This window comes from uncultured Dubosiella sp. (assembly GCF_964018005.1).
GTDB classification, from domain to species: Bacteria; Bacillota_I; Bacilli_A; order Erysipelotrichales; family Erysipelotrichaceae; genus Dubosiella; species Dubosiella muris.
The window spans coordinates 1-3,174 of sequence record NZ_CAXHOA010000044.1 but is presented as its reverse complement, the minus strand read 5'-3'; the positions used below and the strand labels follow the sequence as shown (position 1 = coordinate 3,174).

Genomic DNA, 3,174 nt, shown 5'->3' with positions numbered 1-3,174 from the left:
CCATATTTCACACAGGCGTCCAGCAAGGTTGTTGTTCCAATCACGTTTGTGCGGACAAAAATCTCCGGATCATCAATCGAGCGGTCCACGTGACTTTCAGCCGCGAAGTTGACCACCACATCCGGTTTTTCTTTTTCAAACAAATCAAAAATGAAATCCCGGTCCGCGATGTCCCCTTTAATAAACTTGTAGTTTGGCTTGTCTTCCACCGGTTTGCAAGTTTCCAAATTGCCAGCGTATGTCAACGCATCCAAATTGATGATTTCATCTTCCGGATACTTGTTGACCATATAATGCACGAAATTTCCGCCGATAAATCCGGCGCCACCAGTTACTAAAATTTTCATGTTTTTCCTCCTTTAGTATTTTTCAAAAATAATATTCAACATATTAGGCGTTAAATAGCTCTTATTGTCTAAACAAGATGGAATCATGACAAGCCAATATGCATAGCCAAAAAGAATCAAATAGACTCCAATCAAAAAAATAATTAGCCATTGTAAGTTAAAACGCCCCACTTTAAATTCAGAAATACCACTAACCCCATACGTAATAATAATCATTAGTGGAATCAAAGCTGCCATAACATAACGTCCTTGAGGTTGAAAATCAGTCATGTATGAATAGTAAAGTGAAAGAGCAATGGGTATAAAAATACAAAGCAGCAAATTTAACAATAAATTCCAGCTCGCAGTCCTATTTCTTTTTACATTTTTGATCCAAAAGATAATCCCGCTAAGTAATCCAGCCCCAAAAATTATTGTGTAAATAGAATACACCCAATCTTTCAAACGATATGCCATAAAACCAAATACACCAATAAAGCTCGTATATGAATTTTTAAACCAATTAATTGGAGCATAATATGTTCCAAAAAAAGTCGTATAGAAATCCAACCCTAAATTTTTAGGTGTGTTTCTATTGGTTGGTTTGTATGGATCCATTGCAAATATTTGTCCGTCTTCATACATGGTCTTCATTCCTAGCATATCTCCACTATGAAGAATCATATTTCGGATAAAGAACCAGCCTGCCACAAGAAATCCACTTATAAATATAATACCTACTCGTAACCAAATCTCTTTCCAGTTCATCTGCTTTTTTCTAACACTAAATCCATAGAAAAATATGCTGCATAAAATAAATCCGTACGCATTATAGTAAGTTAAGGCACATAATCCAATGCTCACCCCTAAAAGTACGCAATCTTTGTATTGCCAGTTTTCCTGCTCCCCTTTAATCCACAGGTAAATTATAAAGCCCGATACCATCACCGCGAATGAATCGTTATTCAAGTAGGATGATAAGAATATAAATTGAGGCAAAAAGCAGACCAAAGTCGCGAATAAAACAATTTGTGTTTGCTTTTTAAACAATCTTTCTCCAATCTTACAACAAATCAGCCAAGTAAACGCTCCAGAAAAAACACTCACTAATCGTGCTGAAAACAAAAGCAAACTTTGGGAAGTTGTAAAAATGGAGAATAGTTTCATAAAACCAACAGCTATCAAAGAAGGCAAGTAAGGCGTATAAGCGTATGAGAACCCCCAAATCGCATTCCGTATTGCCTCTTCATTGCCATATGGAAGATAACCTTTTTCCAAAATAAAATAGGGAACTTGATACCTCATCTCTTCATCAGGCGCATTTCCCATGGAAATTGAATACGCTCCATAAATACATAAACAAAAAACTAAGAGCATTCCTCCCCATTTAATATAAGGGTTCAATTTGATTTTCATGGTTTATCCCCCTCTTTGAAAAAATTAGACTCTTTCAAAATATAAATCGGTCTATGCTTTGTTTCTAAATACGTTTTAGACAAATATTGCCCCAAAACACCAATAGAAAGCAGTTGAACACCACCAATCAACATAATGATACATACTAGCGAAGGCCATCCACTAACAGGATCTCCAAAAACTAGAGTGCGGATAATGATGACAATAATCATAATAAACGCCACCAATGAAAACAAGATTCCGAAAATCGACGCAATTTGTAATGGCGCCACACTAAACGCTGTAATACCTTCCAGGGAGTACTTAAACAACTTCCAAAAAGACCACTTTGTCTCTCCAGCTACTCGTTCGACATTTTCAAATTCAATCCATTTTGTATCGTAGCCAATCCATCCAAAAATACCTTTAGAAAACCGATTGTATTCTTTCATCTCTAAAATCGTATCGACCATGCTTCTCTTCATTAAGCGATAATCTCGTGCTCCATCTACAATATCCGCGTCTGAAATTCGGTTAATGATTCGATAAAACATTCTAGCAAAAAAAGATCGAATCGGCGGCTCTCCTTTTCGAGTGACCCGACGAGTTGCGGCACTATCATATCCTTCTTCCTGAATCGCAGCCATCATTTCCGGCAACAATGCCGGAGGATCTTGCAAGTCCGCATCCATTAAAACACAATAATCGCCTGTACTATTTTCCAGTCCGGCATAAATAGCCGCCTCTTTTCCAAAATTTCTCGAAAAAGAAACATACTTGACTCGATTATCTTTTCGAGCCAATTCTTTCGATAATGTTAATGTCTTATCCTTTGATCCGTCATTTACAAAAATAAATTCAAATTCAAATGTATCCATTTGAGACGCTGTCTTGATTATTTCCTCATAAAAGTATGGCAAAGCTTCTTCTTCGTTATAGCAGGGAACGATTACACTGATTTTTTCTTTCATTGTCTTCCTCCCTCTTTAAAGACGAATACTTTACTTAATATATAGTTGGCAATAATGACTAAAATATTCGCAAGTACTTTCGCGATTAGATTACTCGCTGTTAAAATATCCACCAACAACCACATCACAATCATATCCAACGCAAGCGTAGATAAACGAGAAGAAAAAAATTTTGTGACTTCTTTTCCAATATCTTCTGATTTTGATTCAAATACGTATTTACGATTTGTGACATACGCAAAAATGACACTCATGATCCACGCTAACACATTCGCAATCAAATATTGAATATGGAATACCTCGGCGCACAACGCAAACACAACGATATTGACAACTGTCGTTAAGACCCCAAAAATTAAATAGTTGATAATTTCTTTGTTTTTCCTGTATAGACTAACAATTTTTTCCATACACAAACCGATTATCCGATTCTTCCAATGCAGGGCCGTTCTCGTCTTTCTCACTCAACACAGGCTCCAAGC

The 3,174-nt window shown here is 36.5% G+C and carries 4 protein-coding genes; all 4 read right to left on the bottom strand.

Annotation, left to right across the window (positions count from 1 at the left end; genetic code table 11):
• Positions 1–347, bottom strand: a 347-nt coding sequence (locus ABNS49_RS13640) for a GDP-mannose 4,6-dehydratase (RefSeq protein WP_348688285.1), incomplete at its 3' end; no start/stop codon positions are given.
• Between the two features lie 12 nt (positions 348–359).
• Positions 360–1,742, bottom strand: a complete 1,383-nt coding sequence (locus ABNS49_RS13635) for a hypothetical protein (RefSeq protein ID WP_348688284.1) — start codon at positions 1,740–1,742, stop codon at positions 360–362.
• Positions 1,739–2,692 (bottom strand): glycosyltransferase family 2 protein, encoded by a 954-nt coding sequence (locus tag ABNS49_RS13630; RefSeq protein WP_348688283.1) that lies wholly within the window; start codon positions 2,690–2,692, stop codon positions 1,739–1,741. Before ABNS49_RS13630 ends, ABNS49_RS13635 begins: the two co-directional genes overlap by 4 nt.
• On the bottom strand, positions 2,689–3,102 hold the full coding sequence (locus tag ABNS49_RS13625; protein ID WP_348688282.1) for a GtrA family protein: 414 nt from the start codon (positions 3,100–3,102) through the stop codon (positions 2,689–2,691). The genes ABNS49_RS13630 and ABNS49_RS13625 overlap by 4 nt, the downstream gene beginning before the upstream one ends.
• Positions 3,103–3,174: the final 72 nt, after the last annotated feature.

Excerpts from the sequence above, each read along its gene's own strand:
- ABNS49_RS13625 (WP_348688282.1), bottom strand. The coding sequence starts at position 3,102 with ATGGAAAAAATTGTTAGTCTATACAGGAAAAACAAAGAAATTATCAAC.
- ABNS49_RS13635 (WP_348688284.1), bottom strand. The coding sequence starts at position 1,742 with ATGAAAATCAAATTGAACCCTTATATTAAATGGGGAGGAATGCTCTTA.
- ABNS49_RS13630 (WP_348688283.1), bottom strand. The coding sequence starts at position 2,692 with ATGAAAGAAAAAATCAGTGTAATCGTTCCCTGCTATAACGAAGAAGAA.